Source organism: Alteraurantiacibacter palmitatis (genome assembly GCF_037154115.1).
Taxonomy (GTDB): domain Bacteria; phylum Pseudomonadota; class Alphaproteobacteria; order Sphingomonadales; family Sphingomonadaceae; genus Alteraurantiacibacter; species Alteraurantiacibacter palmitatis.
Genome location: NZ_JBANRO010000012.1, coordinates 54,450 through 70,119, shown reverse-complemented (window position 1 = coordinate 70,119; position 15,670 = coordinate 54,450). Strand labels below are relative to the sequence as shown.

Sequence of the window (15,670 nt, the reverse complement as noted above, 5' to 3'; positions counted from 1 at the left end):
TCCCGGCGCAAGTCCCGATTCTGGACGCCTGACGGGCGAGCGCTTAACGCGCCCTGTCACCCATGCGCGCCGAAAATATTGGCAATCGCGGTGGTGATGCGCAGCGACAGGGCGTGCGCCTGTTCGATCGGATCGATGAAATCGCGCCGGATCGCGGCATAGCCCTGATCCTCGCCTTCCGGATAATCGGTGGGCTCGTCCAGCTGGAAATCGGTGATCTGCGGGAAGCTGGTGGGATAGGCGCGCCTCAGCTGTGCCAGCGCCTCGTCCACGCGCAGGGTGAAGACCATTTCCAGCACATCGTCGCGGCTGACATCGTTGGCGCGGCTGAAGGCGGGCACGCTGACCGCGCGGATGAACATATGCTGGAACAATGCCAGCCGCAGCGCCTGCGCAGCCCCGATCATGCGGCGCGTATCCTCGCTGGCGGGTGCGCCGTTTTCTTCGGGCATCAAGGCCAGCAGACGGTGCAGTTTGAGCGCATCAACGCGCAAGCGGCTGGCAAGGCGGCGGAACACGCCAACCCGGTCGTCCTTCACCAGATATTCGGCCAGATATTCGCACGCCGATGCCAGATGGCTTTCGGTGCCGCGATAGGGGCGGCTGGCCCAATAGGCGGAATTGAACAATTCGCCATAGGCGGCGACCGTCTTCACGCTGGCCAGCGCATTGGCGGCGCGCACCAGGCGGATAAGCTGGCGGCCCCGCTCGCTGTCTTTCAGCAGCGCGGCCATCTCCTCGTAATTGCCTTCCGCCGCTTCGCCTACGCCCGCAATGACATTCACCGGATAGCCCAGCTGTTGCAGCACTGCATTGTGCGGAATCGCGCGGATTTGCCTGAGGCTCATCTCGCGGTCGGCCGAAATGTCGCTTTGCCGGCGCGACACGCGGCTGCCCGTGGGGTTGAGCATCCCCAGGCCAAACGCAGTCACCGCGCGGGCATAGGTGCGGCTTTCCAGATGCGCGCGCTGGTGATCGCGGATGGCGCGGTAAAAATCGAGGGACAGATCGGTGCGCTGGTAGAACACATCCTTTGGCGCATCGGGATCGGTATCGGCGGGGGCGAGTTCGGCAATCCGCGTCAGCGTGGCAAGCGCCAGATCAGGGGTGGCGAACCACAGATACCCATCGCCGCCCTGAAAACTCACCTCCGGCTCCAGCACAATGCCCGCACGGGCAAAACGCCGCCGCGCCCAGGGGCTGAGCGGCCAGGCGAGGCGATCTTCCAGGCTGGCGGGATGCGCGCCGCGCCCCATGCTTTCGCCATGCGTGTTGAAGATCAGTGCAGCGACATCGGCCATGCCGTTCTTCGCCATCGCCTCGGCCAGCCGCCCTTGCAACCGTTCAATGGCAAGGCTTGCCGGAATCTGCCCGACAAAGCGGCCTGCATCCGAAAACCCGGTCTGAATCGCCACCCGGCCACGCGTGCGGGCGTAATCGCGGTAGATTTCCTCGGCCAGCAATTCGTCCAGGAAGCGCCCGCCATGTTCCAGCGCGCTTTCGGTTTCGAACAGGGGCGAGACATCGACCTTGTCGGCAATGCCGAACAGCTTGGCGAAATAGAGCGCGGACAGCAGCGTTGCCGGTTCCTCGCATTCGGCAATCAGCATCCGGATCGGCGCATCGGCGTCCACATGGTGCAGGATCTGCGCCATCGCCAGGAATTGCCGGATCGCGGTGCTGCTTTCGATCGCCAGCGCGGCAAAGTTGGAGCGGTGCGGTGCTACCTGCTCAATCGCGCGGCGCAGGTGGACGATGGCGCCCTTGCTGGCAAGGTCGAGCGTGCCTTCCGGGTCCAGCTTGCGGCGGATCGCATTGCCCAACTGCTTTGCGTTCACGCGAAAATGGATCCAGCCCATGCCAAGCCCGTCGGCGCGCATCGCGGCGGCGAGTGTCTTGAGCGCTACGGCCCGTTCTGTCTCCGACTGGCTCGCTTCAGTTTCCAGCGCCGAAATCAGGGGCCCAAGCGAGAGGAGCTTGCGCGGGTCTTTCGCGGTCAGTCGGTTGGCGGCAACCGAAAGCGCGGCAGGATCCGAAAGGTCGGCGGCAAAATCGTTCGCCCGGTCGGCCGCGTAACCGGCAGCAGGGCGCAATTCCTTCAGCAGCGGATGAGCGGCGTCGATCGCGGCCAATTGCTCGCAATAGCGTGCCAGCCTTTCCGCCTTTTCCGCAAGGCGAAAACCGATGGAGGCCGACCAGGTGATATCGGTGCGCCCGTCCATGTCATAGCCGACCCAGCTGGCGAAGCGGAAGGGCAGCGGGGCCAGTTCGTGCCAGCGTGTCGGCCATGTCTGGGCCGCATGGGCCAGAACGGCGCGCACCACCCGGTCGCGCGCGTCCTGCGCGTGGGCAATCGCGCGCATGGCCTCCGCGTGTTCGTGCGCCAGCGTTACCTTTGGCCGCGCGCCTTGCAGGGAAGCAGGCGTGATTTCACTTCCCGTGCTAGCGGCCTTTGCCAGTGCATCGGTCTGCGCCGGAGTAAGCAGGAAGGTCGGATGCGCGGTAAAGACCGCGTGCAATTGCGGCCGCTGCCAGCGCGCGGCAAAGGCGTCAAAATCGGTTTCGGTAAAGCAGGCGGCGAGCGCAGCGCCGTTGTTTGCGGGATCCACAGGGGACAGCAGGCGGCCAAGATGCCGCGCCCGGTGGGCCAGCGCGCTGCATTCCAGTTCGGTAATCAGCGCGGCGCAATTGGCCAGCGTCAGTTCCCCGCTCTCGATCAGGCGCGACAGGTCGAGCGACAGCTGGAAGACGGGGTTGAACAGCGGCGTTTCGGCTGTGCGCAGGTGCAGATCCTGCAAGCGGTGGGTGAGGTCCGCCAGCGACCTCATCAGCCTTGCGCCCCGCCCAGCGCCGCCGCCTCTGCGGCCAGCGCGTGTATCTCCTCCGGGCGGGCACCTGGCTTCACGATCCAGCTGCCGCCCACGCACAGAACCTGCGGATGGGCCAGCCAATCGGGCGCGGTGGCGGCGCTGATGCCGCCGGTGGGGCAGAACTTGGCGCGAAAGAACGGCGCGGCAAGCGCCTTCAAGGCAGGCAGGCCGCCCGCCGCCATGGCGGGGAAGAACTTGAAGTGTTCCAGCCCCAGATCCATTCCGCGCATGATATCGCCTGCCGTGGCGGTGCCGGGCAGGAAAGGCACGCCTGCCTTGATCGCGGCCTGGCCCAGCGGCTCGGTCAGACCGGGGGAAACGATGAATTCGGCCCCGGCGGACAGCGCCTCTTTCAACTGATCCTTGTTGGTGACGGTGCCGGCGCCCACAATCGCCCCGCGCACCAGATTCATCCGCCGGATCACGTCGAGCGCATTGGCGGTGCGCAGCGTGACTTCGAGCACTTTCAGCCCGCCTTCCACCAGCGCCTCGGCAATCTCGCGCGCCTCGCCCGCATCCTCGATCACCAGCACGGGGATCACCGGTGCGGTGCGCATGATTTTCTCGATCGGGTTCATTGGCCGTGCTCCGCTGCAAAGGCTGCCGCGGCGCCGAACAGGCCGGGCTGGGGATGGGTGATCAGCTTGACCGGGATTTCGGCCATCATCGGTTCAAAGCGGCCCTTGGCGCGGAACCTTTCGGCAAAGCCCGAACGCGGCAGCAGGTCGCGCAGGCGGTAACCCAGCCCGCCCGCGATAACCACGCCCGATGCCCCCTGCGCCAGCGCAATATCCCCGGCCACCGCGCCCAGCGACAGGCAGAACCGGTCCATCGCGGCAGCGGCAAGGCTGTCTGTCCCGTCCATCGCGGCGGTCCAGATCGCCACGTCCGACATGGCCGGCACCGAGCGCCCCTCCATCGCGGCGAGCGTGTTGTAGATCTCCACAATCGCCGGGCCGGATACCACGCGCTCTACCGAAACGCGCAAATGCGCCTTTCGTAGGCGGGTCAGAATCGCATCCTCGATATGATCGAGCGGGGCGAAATCGACATGGCCGCCTTCGGTCGCCTGCACATGGACAGAACCGTGCCCGTCGCGCCGCAGCCACGCCACGCCAAGGCCGGTTCCGGGGCCAAGCACGCTGATCACCCCGCTGGCAGGTAGTGGGCGATCCGGCCCCGCCAGATGCAGGAATTGGTCGTCCGGTGCGGCGGCGACGGCATGGGCGATGGCGGCAAAATCATTGACGAGTGTGAAGGCGTCCACGCCCAGCTTTTCGGGGATCAATGCGGGGCGGATGATCCAGGGATTGTTGGTAAAGCGGATCACCTCGCCGCCCACCGGCCCGGCAATGGCGATGGCCACGCGCGGGGGCAGGGCGCCGCCCATCCGGTCGCGGAAATCCTCCCACGCGGTCTGGAAGCTGGCGTGATCGCTGGTGTGCAGCGTCACCGGATCGTCCAGCGCAATCGCGCCATCGCTGGCAATGCGGGCGATGGCGAGGCGCGCATGGGTGCCGCCGATATCGACCGCGACCAGATCGGTTGCCTGCGCGCCCATCAAAGGCCAGCCGCCGCCATCATCGCGCTGCCGCCCTTTTCGGCCTCATCCGCGCCCAGACGGAACATGGCGAAAATCTCGCGTCCCGTGCCGCTGGCGGGCGGCGGCGGGGTGGCGGGGGTGCGGGTGGAGAGATCGGCTGTGGTCGCCAGCGTTCCGTCGCGCGCGCACAGGCGCACCACATCGCCATCCTGCAGCAGCGAGAGCGGGCCACCGCCCAGCGCTTCGGGGCTGACATGGATCGCGGCGGGCACCTTGCCGCTCGCCCCGCTCATCCGGCCATCGGTGACCAGTGCGACCTTGTATCCCTTGTCCTGCAACACGCCGAGCATGGGGGTGAGCGCGTGGAGTTCGGGCATCCCGTTGGCGCGCGGCCCCTGAAAGCGGACGACGACCACCACGTCGCGGTCCAGTTCGCCCGCCTTGAATGCGGCGGCCACGTCCTTCTGATCGGCAAAGATCCGGCACGGCGCCTCTACCGTATAGCGTTCGGGCGTGATCGCGCTGGTCTTGAAACAGGCGCGGCCCAGATTGCCGGTGACAAGCCGCATTCCGCCATCGGGCTGGAACGGATCGGTCGCCGGGCGCAGCATCGACAGATCGCCGCTTTCCCCCACATCGCGCCAGTTCAGCGCATCGCTGTCCAGCCAGGGTTCGCGCGCATATTCGGCCAACCCTTGCGTGCCAGACGGGTTGCCCACGGTCAGGATATCGCCATGCGCAAGGCCTGCTTTCAGCAATTCGCCCACCACAAAGCCGATGCCGCCGGCCGCGTGGAAGTGGTTCACATCGCCCGCACCGTTGGGATAGACATGGGCGAGCAACGGGACAGCGGCGGACAGTTCGTCCAGATCGGTCCAGTCGATGATCACGCCTGCCGCGCGGGCAAAGGCGGGGATGTGGATCGCGTGATTGGTGGACCCGCCCGTGGCGAGCAGGCCGACGGCGGCGTTGACGATCGCCTTTTCATCCACGCAATGCGCCAGCGGGCGGTAATCGTTGCCTTCGCGCGTGATGGCGGCAAGGCGGTGGATGGCCGCCCGGTCCAGCGCCTGACGCAATGGTGTGCCGGGCTGCACAAAGGCCGCGCCGGGCAGATGCAGGCCCATCAGTTCCATCATCATCTGGTTGGAATTGGCGGTGCCGTAAAAGGTGCAGGTGCCGGGCGAATGGTAGCTTTTCGCCTCGCTCTCCAGCAATTCGGCGCGGCCCACCTTGCCTTCGGCATAAAGCTGGCGGACGGCCTGCTTTTCCTTGTTGGGGATGCCGCTGGGCATGGGGCCGCTCGGCACGAACATCGCAGGCAGCCAGCCGAAGCGCAGGCTGCCCATCAGCAGGCCGGGCACGATCTTGTCGCAAATGCCCAAAAGGGCCACCGCATCATACATATGGTGCGACAGGCCAACGCCGGTGGCCAGCGCAATCACATCGCGGCTGAACAGCGACAATTCCATGCCGTCCGCGCCCTGCGTCACCCCGTCGCACATGGCGGGCGTGGCCCCGGCCACCTGGGCGGTGGCACCCACTTCGCGGGCATAGATTTTCAGCCGCGGGGGATAGGCGCCGTAAGGCTGATGCGCCGAGATGGTATCGTTATAGGCGCTGATGATGCCGATATTGGGGCCCGCGCGGGTGGCGATGGCCTGCTTGTCCTCCTCGGCCGCGGCAAAGCCGTGCGCGAGGTTGGAACAGGGCATTTTCGTGTTGCGATCCGCGTGCCGTTCGCCCTCCTCGGCCATCAGCGCGAGGTAGGCGCTGCGGCTGTTGCGGCTTCTTTCGATGATCCGGTCGGTGACGCGTTCCAGCGCGGGGTGCAAATTACTCATGCCAACTCACTCCATCGCGCTCCGCCAAAGCGATCGCGGCGCTTGGTCCCCACGAGCCTGCGGCATAGGTTTTGGGCGTTATCCCCTCGCGCGCCCAGGTTTCGCGGATGGCGTCGATCCATTGCCATTGCGCCTCCACCTCGTCGCGGCGGACGAACAGCGTCTGGTCGCCTTCGATCAGATCGAGCAGCAGCCGCTCATACGCAATGCGCTTGAACTTGCCCGAAAAGGCATCGGGCATGGCGATATCGAGCGGCACACTGCGCAGCACCATGCCTTGTTGGTCGATGCCGGGCACCTTTGCCATCAGGGTGAGCGAAATGTTCTCCTCCGGCTGGATGCCGATCACCAGCCGGTTGGGCTTCATCTTCGCGCCGGGGAAGATGGAATGCGGCACCTGCCGGAACTGCACGATAATCTCGGTCACGCGGCGGGCCAGCCGCTTGCCGGTGCGCAGGTAAAACGGCACGCCGCGCCAGCGCCAATTGTCGACATGGGCCTTCAGCGCGACGAAAGTCTCGGTGTCGCTGTCGCGGCCCAGCTCTTCGTCATAGCCCGGCACGATCTGCCCGGCGCTGGCGCCGCCGCGATACTGGCCGGTCACGATTTCGTCCGCCGAAACGGCGCGCAGCGCGCGCAGCACCTTCACCTTTTCGTCGCGCACGGCATTGGCGTCGAAACTGCCCGGCGGCTCCATCGCCACCAGCGCAAGGAGTTGCAGCATATGGTTCTGCACCATGTCGCGCAATGCGCCGGCGTCATCATAGAAATCGACGCGGCTTTCCAGCCCCACCGTCTCGGCCACGGTGATCTGCACATGGTCGATATACTGGCTGCGCCAGAGCGGTTCGAAAAACAGATTGGCAAAGCGCAGCGCCAAGAGGTTCTGCACCGTTTCCTTGCCCAGATAGTGATCGATGCGGAAAATGCGGTTTTCCGGGAAGGCGGTTGCCACCGCATCGTTGATCGCGGCCGAGGATGCCAGATCGCTGCCCAGCGGCTTTTCCAGACTGATGCGCGCGCCGTTGCCATCCTTCGAACCGGCAAGGCCCGCACCCGCCAGCCCTTCGATCGTGGGCTTGAACAGGCTGGGGGCGGTGGACAGGAAAATCGCCAGATCCTCTCCCGGCCCGGCCTTTTTCGCCAATTCGGCATAGCCTTCGGGTGCTGTCACATCGAGCTGCTGATAGGACAGGCGGTTAAGGAAATCCGCCATCCCGCCGCGCCGTTCGGCGGGAAGGAACTTTTCCAGCGCATCGCGCGCGAAATTGCGGAACTGCGCATCGTTCATTTCCGAACGCGCGGTTCCCACGATCCGCAGGTCTTCAGGCACCAGCTTTTCGGCGTGGAGCGCACAAAGCGAGGGCAGCAGCATACGGCGCGACAGGTCGCCCGTGGCACCAAACAGCAGCAAGGTATGGGCGCGGCCCGTCATGCGATTCCCCCGCGAAGATCCAATTCGCCGTTCATACTATCCCCTCGTTCATGCTGCGCTGCAATAGAGCGCGGGCAAAAAGTGTCCATCCATCCCGGTGGACAATGTTGTGAGCGCTACCATCGCATTTCAAAAACGGGAAGGGGTGTTGGCGGTGCAAGGCACCAGCGCTCAATCGCGCGCGGTAACCTTTACCTCATGCTCTCCGTATTCGGCGGCACCGAACACGGTCATGAAGCTGACATCGGCGGCATCGTGGCCCACGCCAATCTTGGCCGTATGCGCCGGGTCGGCCATGCCGGTGGCGTCCACCATATGCCACGCCCCGCCGCCCGGCGTTTCCGGATCGGCCAGGAACACCTCGGCCAATGCATGAAAATCGGGTGGATCAACGCCGGGCGCGTAACAGCTGACATAACGCGCCGGAATGGCAGAGGCGCGGGCGAAGGCGATCAGCACATGGGCAAAATCCCGGCATACGCCGCGTCGCTCGACAAAGGTATCAAGAGCGGTGGTGTCGCTGGTGCTGGAGCCGGGGGCATATTCGATCTCGCAGGCGATCCATTCGCGCATCAGATTGATCCGTGCCCCGCCTTGCAGCCCGCCAAACCGCGTGGCGACGAAGCTTTGCAGCCGGTCGGCCTGGCAATAGCGCGAATCGAACAGATAGCCGACCGTTTCGGCAGGCAATTCGTGGGGATCGAGCGCCTGCAATGCGGCAATATCGGCAAGCTGGCGCTGCACCTGCACCTGCGCGCTATAGGATACCGCGAACTCCCCCTCGGCGCGCAGCAGCAGACGCTCTCCAATAGCGTCGGCGGCGGAAACACGCGCGAGGTGGAGCGTCTCGCCAAGCTGGGTATCGGCGCGCAGCACCACCTGTTCGGGCAATTGCGCAGCTTCGAACTGCAACAGCACATCGGTCGGCGTGTCGAGCCGGAAGGTGAAACGGGCGGAAATGTCGAGAGGCATATGCTGATCCCTATGCCTCAACCGCATCCCGGTTCCCACTCCTGTATTCGCGCTGTCAATTATCGGCCAGCAAATGCGCCACAATCTGCCGCCGGTGCGGGTGGGCCCGGTGTTCGGCAAGGTAAATGCCCTGCCATGTGCCGAGCACCATGCGTCCGTCGGCCACAGGAATGGACAGGCTGCTGCCCGTCAGCGCGCTGCGCAGATGGGCGGGCATATCGTCCGGCCCTTCGTCGTCATGTTCGTAGCCTGCGTTTTCCGGCGCAAGCCGATCGAGCCAGCGCAGGATATCGCGCTTTACCGCAGGCGCAGCGTTCTCGTTGATCAGCAGGCTGGCCGATGTGTGGCGGCAGAAGAGCGTGAGCAGCGCGGTTTGCGCGCCTGTCGAGGCGACCCAATCAGCCACTTCGCGCGTGATTTCCACCAGCGCCTTGCCGGAAGTCTGCACCGTGAGAGTGGTGATATGCTGCGGCAAGGTTAGACGATCACGCCGAACAGGTCGTGCGCGTCGGCGTCCTCAATCTCCACTTGCACAAAATCGCCCGCCCGCAGGCTTTCGGGCACATTGCGCAAGTAGACTGCGCCGTCGATTTCGGGGGCATCGGCCTGGCTGCGGCCCGCTGCGCCGACATCGCCGTCTTCGTCCGGCTCGCCCACCTCGTCGATGATGACGGGCAGTGTGCGGCCGATCTTTGCGGCGAGCTTGGCGGCGCTAATCCGCGCGGTCACGTCCATGATCCGGGCGTAGCGCTCTTCCTTCACCTCCTCCGGCACCGGATCGGGCAGGGCATTGGCCGCCGCGCCTTCCACCGGTTCGAACCGGAATGCGCCCACGCGGTCAAGCTGCGCGTCTTCCAGCCAGTCGAGCAGGTATCGAAAATCCTCCTCGGTCTCGCCCGGAAAGCCCACCACGAAAGATGACCGCACCGCGATATCGGGGCAGATCGCGCGCCAGCTTTTCAGCCGTTCGAGCACCTTGGCCTCGTTCGCCGGGCGCTTCATCGCGCGCAGCACCTTGGGGCTGGCGTGCTGGAAGGGGATGTCGAGATAGGGCGTCAGCAGCCCTTCGGCCATCAGCGGGATGACCTGATCGACATGGGGATAGGGGTAGACATAGTGCAGCCGCACCCACGGCGTTTCGCCTTGCGGAGTGCGCAACTGCCCCAGTTCGCGCGCCAGATCGGCCATGTGGGCGCGCACCGGGTGGCCTTTCCACATCCGCTCCTCGTGCCGGATATCCACCCCGTAGGCGCTGGTGTCCTGGCTGATCACCAGCAATTCCTTGGTGCCGGCGGCCACCAGCTTTTCCGCCTCGCGCAGCACGGCGTCCACCCGCCGGCTGGCGAGTTTTCCGCGCAGCGAAGGGATGATGCAGAAGGCGCAGGCGTGGTTGCAGCCTTCGGAAATCTTGAGGTAGCTGTAATGGCGCGGCGTCAGCTTGACGCCGGCGTCATTGGCCGGGATGAGGTCGACGAACGGCCCTTGGCTGGGCGGCGCCGCTTCGTGCACCGCTTTGACCACATCCTCGTATTGATGCGCGCCGGTAATGGCCAGCACTTGCGGGAAACGGGCGCGGATCAGTTCCGCCTCGTCTCCCATGCAGCCGGTCACGATCACGCGGCCGTTTTCGGCAATGGCCTCGCCAATGGCTTCGAGGCTTTCCTCCTTGGCGGAATCGAGGAAGCCGCAGGTGTTGACCAGCACGACATCGGCCCCGGCGTAATCGGCGCTCATCGCGTAGCCATCGGCACGCAGCGAGGTGAGGATGCGTTCGGAATCAACCAGCGCCTTGGGGCAGCCAAGGCTGACCATGCCTACGCGCTTCTGGTCGGGAATTTGGGTCGCCATGATGCGCGGCCCCTACACGCGCGCGCGGCTTTGCGCCAGAGGCGCGATTCAGCAGCCGGCTTCGGTGGTGTCAGTGGGCAGGATTTCCACCACGATATCGCCCGCTTGAAGCGCGCAGGCTGCATCTTCCCAGAAACCGATGGCCTGCCCCTGACGGTAGATGCGCAAGCCCCGCCCGCCACTCTTGAGCTGGCTCAGCGGTTTGCCCACTTCATCGGGCGCAACCGCGCGTTCGACCAGTTGCACCCGCCCGCTGACGCTGGCGAGATCGGCCAGATAATCCGCGATATGCGCACCCTGCGCGCTGCCCGCCAGCAGCAGGCCGGTAAAGCGCACCGGATTGATCACATTGTCGGCGCCTGCCTGCCGCGCCAGAATCTCGTTATCGGCCGCGCGCACCACCACGCTGATCGGCACCTTGGGCGCCAGATGGCGCACCGTCAGCACGATGAGGATGCTGGCATCGTCGCGCCCGGCGGATACCAGCACGCTTTGCGCATTGGCGATCCGCACGGCCATCAGGCTTTCATCACGCGACGCATCGGCGCAGATGACATTGCAGCCCAGTTCCTCGGCTAGCTGCAAGCGTTCCTCGGATGGGTCCATCACCACGATAGTGCGCGGATCGGTGCCGCGCTCGATCAATTCACGCACGGCTTCGGAGCCGGAAACGCCAAAACCCAGCACCACGATATGATCGGTCAGCGTCTTCTGGATGCGGGCCATGCGGAACTTCTCCCAGCTTCGCTTGATGATGAAATTATAGGCCGTGCCCACAAACAGGAACAGCACGAGGATACGTACCGGCGTGACGATCACCGCCTCCACCAGCCGCGATTTGTCGGAAATCGGCGCGATATCGCCAAAGCCGGTGGTGGTGACCGAGATCATGGTGAAATAGACCACGTCAAGGAAGCTGACATGGCCATCATGGTGATCAACCAGCCCGTCGCGGTCCAGCCAGTGGATCAGCACCACAAGGCCGATCAGCGCAAAGGCCATCCCCAGCCGCAGGCCCAAATCGCCCCAGACGGGCACATTCACCGCGCGCCGCAGCGGGGTGAATCGCCGCCGTTCCATCTCCTTGCGGAACAAGAGGCGGCGGGCCATGGTCAATCGCTGAACCTGTCCGCCAGCGCGCCCAGCGCGGCGTAATGGGTGAAATCGAGTTGCAAAGGCGTGACCGACACATAGCCATCGGCCACGGCTTCCAGATCGCTGCCGTGATCGAGCGTGTGCTCCATCTCCTCCAGCCCGAACCAGTAATAGGGCCGCCCGCGCGGATCGGTGCCTTCGATCAGGCTGCCGCGTTCGTAATCATGGAAGCCCTGCCGCGCCACGCGGATGCCCTTGACCTGATCGGCCGCCACATCGGGGAAGTTGACATTGATGAGCGTGCGCTTCGCCATGGGCGTTGCCGCCAGCACGCGCAGCACACGCTCCGCCCAGCCATCGGCGGCAGCGAAATCCTTCACCCCGTCGCGCTGCGCCTGCGACAGGGCAATCGCCGGAATGCCCGCCAACGCGCCTTCCATCGCGGCAGAAATCGTGCCCGAATAGGTGACATCATCGGCCAGATTCTCGCCCGCATTGATGCCGGAAATGACCAGATCGGGCTTCCTGTCGGCAAACAGCTTGCGCAGCCCCAGATTGACCGCATCGGTGGGGGTGCCGGTCACGGCAAAGCGCCGATCCCCGTATTGGCGCAGCCGCACCGGCATATGCAGAGTCAGCGAATGGCCCGCGCCCGACTGTTCCTCTGCCGGGGCGCAGACCCACACATCGTCGGAGAGTTCCGCCGCAATCGCCTCCAGCAGTTCAAGGCCGGGGGCATGGATGCCGTCATCATTGGTGAGGAGGATGCGCATTACTTGGCAGGCACCAGAAGTTCCATCCCGCCGGTATAGGGCAGCAGCGCAGGCGGCACGATCACCGATCCGTCCGCCTGCTGGTAATTTTCCAGCACCGCCACCAAAGTGCGGCCCACGGCGAGGCCGCTGCCGTTGAGCGTGTGCACGAAGGCGGTGCCTTTCGCGCCTTCGGGCCGATAGCGGGCATTCATGCGCCGCGCCTGAAAATCGCCGCACCAGCTGATCGAGCTGATTTCGCGGTAAGTATCCTGCCCCGGCAGCCAGACCTCCAGATCGTAAGTGCGCCGCGCGCCAAATCCCATGTCGCCGCTGCACAGCAGAACCTTGCGATAGGGCAGGCCCAGCGCTTCCAGAACGCTCTCCGCGCTGCGCACCATGTGGTCATGCTCGACTTGCGCATCTTCCGGACGGCAGATGGTGACCAGCTCCACCTTCTCGAACTGGTGCTGGCGGATAAAGCCGCGCGTATCACGCCCCGCCGCGCCAGCCTCGGCGCGGAAACAGGGGGTCAGCGCGGTGAGGCGAATGGGGGCGGAAAGATCGTCCACGATATGCTCGCGCACCGAATTGGTGAGGCTAACTTCGGCGGTGGGGATCAGCCAGCGGCCATCGGTAGTGCCGAACTGATCCTCGAAAAACTTGGGCAATTGCCCGGTGCCGAACATCGCCTCGTCGCGCACCAGCAGCGGCACATTGCATTCGGTATAGCCGTTCTCGCCCGTCTGCTTGTCCAGCATGAACTGCGCCAGCGCGCGGTTGAGGCGGGCCATCTGGCCGCGCAGGAAAGTGAAGCGCGCGCCGCTCATCTTCGCGGCGGTTTCGAAATCCATGCCCAGCGCCGGGCCGAGATCGGCGTGCTCCAGCGGGGCGAAATCAAAGGCGGGCGGGGTGCCCCAGCGGCTCACCTCGACATTGTCCGCCTCGTCCGCGCCCTGCGGCACATCGTCGGCGGGCAGGTTGGGGATGGCGGCGAGAATCTCATCAAGCAGCTTGGCTGCCTGCAGCTCCTCCTCCTCCAGCGCGGGCATGGCGATTTTGAGTTCCGCCACTTCGGCTTTCAGCGCTTCGGCGGCGTCCTTGTCGCCCTTGGCCATCGCCTGCCCGATCAGCTTGGACGCTTCGTTGCGGCGGCCCTGAATCTCCTGCAACCGGGTGGAGAGCGCGCGGCGCGCCTCGTCCATCGCCACAAGGCGCTGCGCCATCGGGTCCAGCCCGCGCGTAGCGAGGGCGGCGTCAAACTTTTCCGGGTTTTCGCGGATCAGGCGGATATCGTGCATGGGTGCGGGCTATGCCCTTGGCGCAGGGGCAATGTCCAGCCTTCAGGCGCGGCAAATCTGCCCTATTTCTTGCAGGTATTCACCCCGATCAGGCTGTAGGCGGGGCAGGTGCGGAAAAGGCCCGTGGCAAGCGGGATCAGGCCCAGCCAGCCCCACGGCGTTTGCGGCCCCACAAAAACCAGCGCGATCAGCACCAGCCCCACCACGAAGCGCAAAATGCGGTCAACGCTGCCTACATTGGTCTTGAACATGGCTTTGCCCTCCTTCTCCTCGCCGCATAGCCTATCCTGACCAATGCCCCTTTGATAGCGGTCAAGTTGCGCCCGCACAGGACGTTGTGCCGTTTTCTGGCATTGGGCCAACCGGATGATTGACAGCCGCGCCCGGTTGAACGAACTTGGGCGCTGCATCAGGAGAAGGGCAAATCGCTCTCGCCAACCTGCCGACCCGGGCAAGGTGGCTCCCGCAAGGGGATGTGGCCGAAGGCAACCAAGCGGGCCTGTCGCGCAACATCGGTTCGTCCTTCTCCCGCACATATGGGGAGTTTACCGATGGACGACACATGGCGGGCCGGCGATCTGGCGCTGTGCATCAAGCAGGGGAAATGGCGCGACAGCGCGACGAAGGATTATGTCGAATTCGGGCCAAAGGCTGGCGCGCTGCTTACGGTTTGCTGGGTCATGGATGGCGAAGCGATGGGGCGCGACCCTGGCGTGCTCCTTAACTTTGCCGCATGGCCGCGCGACTTTTTCGTCGCTCGCAACTTCGTCAAGATCACCCCGGACGCCGAAAGGCTGGACGAGGAAGCGGCCGCCGCCATTCGCAGCGGCACGCCCGTGGCGGAGCCGGCTGCGCAATGACTGCGTTGCCGGGCCAGCTTGTGCGGGTGGGGGTGCTGCACACCCTGTTTGTCTGCAACCGCGATGACGCGCCGTGGGACGCGGCAGCGCGCGGCGAGTTGTGCGACCTTGTCGGCCAGTATTTCGCCAGCTTCACCGTGCAGGAAGCGGTCGGCGCATTCCGTGGCACCCTTGCCCCAACGCTCGCCATTGCGATCGGCAGCGACGATTTGGCGCGCGTGACAGCGCTTGGCCAGCAATTGCGGATCGCCTTCGCGCAGGAAGGGGTGGGACTTGTCAGCCGGGGCGACTATTTCAGGCTGGTGGCCTGAGATATCGGCCCAGGCTGACGGCTTTCTTAAGCGCCGCGCACATCCGCCAGCACGGTGCGCGCGCCCGAAATCAAGAGGCCGATATCGGTGCCGACTGAGGCAAAGGCAAAGCCCTTGGCAAAGGAATCGCGCGCGTGCTGGGGCGACACGGCAAAGATGCCCGCCGGCTTGCCTGCCGCCTTGATCGCCGCCAGCGCCTGATCCACCGCCGCAGTCACTTCCGGGTGGAGTGGATCGCCCAGATGGCCGAGCGAGGCGGCAAGATCGGACGGGCCGATGAACAGCGCATCCACCCCGTCAACCGCAGCGATTTCGGCCACATTATCGAGGCCCGCGCGGCTTTCGATCTGCACAATCAGCGTGATGTGCTTGTCGGCATTGTGCAGGTAATCGGTATCGACGCCGAAATCCGCGCCCCGGCTGGTGGCGCTGGACACGCCGCGAATACCGTGCGGGGGGAAGCGGCAATAGCGCACCAGATTGGCGGCTTGCTCTGCACTTTCCACCATCGGCACCAGCAGGCTGTGCAGGCCAAGGTCGAGATACTGCTTGAACACCACCGGTTCGCCAAAAGCCACGCGCACGATGGTTTCCACCGGGAAAGGCGCAATCGCCTGCGCCTGGCCCAGCAGCGTCTGAATGGTGTTGGGCGAATGTTCGGCATCCAGCAGCAGCCAGTCAAACCCCTGCCGGGCGCAGATTTCGGCGGCGTAATTGTCCGCCAGCGCCTGCCACAGACCGATCAGCGGTTTGCCTTCCCGCAGCTTGTCACGGAAACTGGTCACAAAAACTCCTGCGAATCATAGGGTTGGTTGGCGGGCCTTTGCCGGATTTGACGC

General features: G+C 64.9%; 15 protein-coding genes and 1 riboswitch. Of the genes, 2 read left to right on the top strand and 13 right to left on the bottom strand.

Annotation, left to right across the window (positions count from 1 at the left end):
- Window positions 1–56: 56 nt before the first annotated feature.
- The 12 genes from WFP44_RS14115 to WFP44_RS14060 form a co-directional block, all read right to left on the bottom strand.
- Entirely contained in the window at window positions 57–2,828 is a 2,772-nt protein-coding gene (locus WFP44_RS14115) for a phosphoenolpyruvate carboxylase (RefSeq protein WP_336927250.1), read from the bottom strand.
- On the bottom strand, window positions 2,828–3,448 hold the full coding sequence (gene eda / locus WFP44_RS14110) for a bifunctional 4-hydroxy-2-oxoglutarate aldolase/2-dehydro-3-deoxy-phosphogluconate aldolase (protein ID WP_336927249.1): 621 nt from the start codon (window positions 3,446–3,448) through the stop codon (window positions 2,828–2,830). Before eda ends, WFP44_RS14115 begins: the two co-directional genes overlap by 1 nt.
- The gene (glk, locus tag WFP44_RS14105) at window positions 3,445–4,431 is read right to left on the bottom strand and encodes a glucokinase (RefSeq protein WP_336927248.1); all 987 of its coding nucleotides are present in this window, start codon (window positions 4,429–4,431) and stop codon (window positions 3,445–3,447) included. Before glk ends, eda begins: the two co-directional genes overlap by 4 nt.
- Window positions 4,431–6,257: a phosphogluconate dehydratase gene (gene edd / locus WFP44_RS14100; protein WP_336927247.1), complete on the bottom strand. Its 1,827-nt coding sequence runs from the start codon at window positions 6,255–6,257 to the stop codon at window positions 4,431–4,433. The genes glk and edd overlap by 1 nt, the downstream gene beginning before the upstream one ends.
- Window positions 6,250–7,692, bottom strand: a complete 1,443-nt coding sequence (gene zwf, locus WFP44_RS14095) for a glucose-6-phosphate dehydrogenase (protein ID WP_336927245.1) — start codon at window positions 7,690–7,692, stop codon at window positions 6,250–6,252. The genes edd and zwf overlap by 8 nt, the downstream gene beginning before the upstream one ends.
- 171 nt (window positions 7,693–7,863) lie before the next feature.
- Window positions 7,864–8,664: a transglutaminase-like domain-containing protein gene (locus WFP44_RS14090; RefSeq protein WP_336927244.1), complete on the bottom strand. Its 801-nt coding sequence runs from the start codon at window positions 8,662–8,664 to the stop codon at window positions 7,864–7,866.
- Between the two features lie 55 nt (window positions 8,665–8,719).
- Complete coding sequence (locus WFP44_RS14085; protein ID WP_336927243.1) at window positions 8,720–9,139, bottom strand: secondary thiamine-phosphate synthase enzyme YjbQ; 420 nt, start codon at window positions 9,137–9,139, stop codon at window positions 8,720–8,722.
- A 2-nt stretch (window positions 9,140–9,141) separates the two neighbouring features.
- Complete coding sequence (gene rimO / locus WFP44_RS14080; RefSeq protein WP_336927242.1) at window positions 9,142–10,512, bottom strand: 30S ribosomal protein S12 methylthiotransferase RimO; 1,371 nt, start codon at window positions 10,510–10,512, stop codon at window positions 9,142–9,144.
- A gap of 48 nt (window positions 10,513–10,560) precedes the next feature.
- Window positions 10,561–11,622, bottom strand: coding sequence for a potassium channel family protein (locus WFP44_RS14075; RefSeq protein ID WP_336927241.1), 1,062 nt, complete (start codon window positions 11,620–11,622; stop codon window positions 10,561–10,563).
- Window positions 11,623–11,624: 2 nt separating this feature from the next.
- Entirely contained in the window at window positions 11,625–12,380 is a 756-nt protein-coding gene (gene surE / locus WFP44_RS14070; RefSeq protein WP_336927240.1) for a 5'/3'-nucleotidase SurE, read from the bottom strand.
- Window positions 12,380–13,660 carry a serine--tRNA ligase gene (gene serS / locus WFP44_RS14065; RefSeq protein ID WP_336927239.1) on the bottom strand — a complete coding sequence of 427 codons (1,281 nt, stop codon included), beginning with the start codon at window positions 13,658–13,660 and terminating at the stop codon, window positions 12,380–12,382. Before serS ends, surE begins: the two co-directional genes overlap by 1 nt.
- 62 nt (window positions 13,661–13,722) lie before the next feature.
- Window positions 13,723–13,911 carry a YgaP family membrane protein gene (locus WFP44_RS14060; protein ID WP_336927237.1) on the bottom strand — a complete coding sequence of 63 codons (189 nt, stop codon included), beginning with the start codon at window positions 13,909–13,911 and terminating at the stop codon, window positions 13,723–13,725.
- Between the two features lie 150 nt (window positions 13,912–14,061).
- Window positions 14,062–14,163, top strand: a riboswitch (SAM-I-IV-variant riboswitch).
- A gap of 48 nt (window positions 14,164–14,211) precedes the next feature.
- On the opposite strand from WFP44_RS14060, the gene WFP44_RS14055 reads away from it, so the two are divergent.
- Both WFP44_RS14055 and WFP44_RS14050 read left to right on the top strand, forming a co-directional pair.
- Window positions 14,212–14,520: a hypothetical protein gene (locus tag WFP44_RS14055; protein WP_336927236.1), complete on the top strand. Its 309-nt coding sequence runs from the start codon at window positions 14,212–14,214 to the stop codon at window positions 14,518–14,520.
- Window positions 14,517–14,831, top strand: a complete 315-nt coding sequence (locus WFP44_RS14050) for a hypothetical protein (protein ID WP_336927235.1) — start codon at window positions 14,517–14,519, stop codon at window positions 14,829–14,831. Before WFP44_RS14055 ends, WFP44_RS14050 begins: the two co-directional genes overlap by 4 nt.
- Window positions 14,832–14,857: 26 nt before the next feature.
- Here the strand turns inward: WFP44_RS14050 and WFP44_RS14045 are convergent, their stop codons facing one another.
- Window positions 14,858–15,616 carry an HpcH/HpaI aldolase family protein gene (locus WFP44_RS14045; protein WP_336927234.1) on the bottom strand — a complete coding sequence of 253 codons (759 nt, stop codon included), beginning with the start codon at window positions 15,614–15,616 and terminating at the stop codon, window positions 14,858–14,860.
- Between the last annotated feature and the right edge of the window lie 54 nt (window positions 15,617–15,670).

What these genes read in the sequence shown, in the direction of transcription:
- WFP44_RS14115 (WP_336927250.1), bottom strand. Translation starts at nt 2,828, where the DNA reads ATGAGGTCGCTGGCGGACCTCACCCACCGCTTGCAGGATCTGCACCTG.
- eda (WP_336927249.1), bottom strand. Translation starts at nt 3,448, where the DNA reads ATGAACCCGATCGAGAAAATCATGCGCACCGCACCGGTGATCCCCGTG.
- glk (WP_336927248.1), bottom strand. Translation starts at nt 4,431, where the DNA reads ATGGGCGCGCAGGCAACCGATCTGGTCGCGGTCGATATCGGCGGCACC.
- edd (WP_336927247.1), bottom strand. Translation starts at nt 6,257, where the DNA reads ATGAGTAATTTGCACCCCGCGCTGGAACGCGTCACCGACCGGATCATC.
- zwf (WP_336927245.1), bottom strand. Translation starts at nt 7,692, where the DNA reads ATGACGGGCCGCGCCCATACCTTGCTGCTGTTTGGTGCCACGGGCGAC.
- WFP44_RS14090 (WP_336927244.1), bottom strand. Translation starts at nt 8,664, where the DNA reads ATGCCTCTCGACATTTCCGCCCGTTTCACCTTCCGGCTCGACACGCCG.
- rimO (WP_336927242.1), bottom strand. Translation starts at nt 10,512, where the DNA reads ATGGCGACCCAAATTCCCGACCAGAAGCGCGTAGGCATGGTCAGCCTT.
- WFP44_RS14075 (WP_336927241.1), bottom strand. Translation starts at nt 11,622, where the DNA reads ATGGCCCGCCGCCTCTTGTTCCGCAAGGAGATGGAACGGCGGCGATTC.
- surE (WP_336927240.1), bottom strand. Translation starts at nt 12,380, where the DNA reads ATGCGCATCCTCCTCACCAATGATGACGGCATCCATGCCCCCGGCCTT.
- serS (WP_336927239.1), bottom strand. Translation starts at nt 13,660, where the DNA reads ATGCACGATATCCGCCTGATCCGCGAAAACCCGGAAAAGTTTGACGCC.
- WFP44_RS14060 (WP_336927237.1), bottom strand. Translation starts at nt 13,911, where the DNA reads ATGTTCAAGACCAATGTAGGCAGCGTTGACCGCATTTTGCGCTTCGTG.
- WFP44_RS14055 (WP_336927236.1), top strand. Translation starts at nt 14,212, where the DNA reads ATGGACGACACATGGCGGGCCGGCGATCTGGCGCTGTGCATCAAGCAG.
- WFP44_RS14050 (WP_336927235.1), top strand. Translation starts at nt 14,517, where the DNA reads ATGACTGCGTTGCCGGGCCAGCTTGTGCGGGTGGGGGTGCTGCACACC.